This window comes from Rhizobium sp. CCGE 510 (genome assembly GCF_000292525.1).
In the GTDB taxonomy this organism is placed as follows: Bacteria; Pseudomonadota; Alphaproteobacteria; order Rhizobiales; family Rhizobiaceae; genus Rhizobium.
Window position 1 is genome coordinate 1 of record NZ_AEYF01000137.1, and the last position, 515, is coordinate 515.

Genomic DNA, 515 nt, shown 5'->3' on the forward strand with positions numbered 1-515 from the left:
GGCTCTCCACCCAGCCTCTTCACCCAAAACACGACGAAAGCCATTTTGCGAGGCGGCCTTCTCGCATTCTTCGCGAACCACGAATGATTGGGGAGCCTCGATAGCCATGCCTATAATCAAATATCCCTTGCAAACAGCCGCATTTCCGCGGGAGTCGAACTCATCTGAAGCCGAACGTAATGCTCGTGTTGCAGCTCAGGCGGGGGAGCTGTCGTGGTCGTTACAATGTATTGAAAACACGGCGCTCCTGCTTCCTCCCACTGATGCACAAGCTTGAACAGGCCGGCATAAAGCTGTCCATCCAGATCAGCTTCGCGCGGGCTGTCGTGGACAAGGAAAGCTGGCAGGTCTGCCTGCTCCTCGATGGCCATATGCAAAGCTGCAAGGTCAAAGGCGACGATCTTTAGCGAGTCCAGGGCTGCTGTGGACACTTCACCCCGCCCCGACAATTCGGCATCAACTTTCAAGCCATGGCCATCCAATTTGATTGTCCCGGCAATTCCTTCGGGCAACCA

Annotated in this window: 1 protein-coding gene; it reads right to left on the reverse strand. The window is 55.3% G+C overall.

The annotated features are described in order from the left end of the window. Positions 1-116 precede the first annotated feature (116 nt). Positions 117-515, reverse strand: a 399-nt coding sequence (locus RCCGE510_RS34425; protein WP_157179979.1) for a DUF2326 domain-containing protein, incomplete at its 5' end; no start/stop codon positions are given.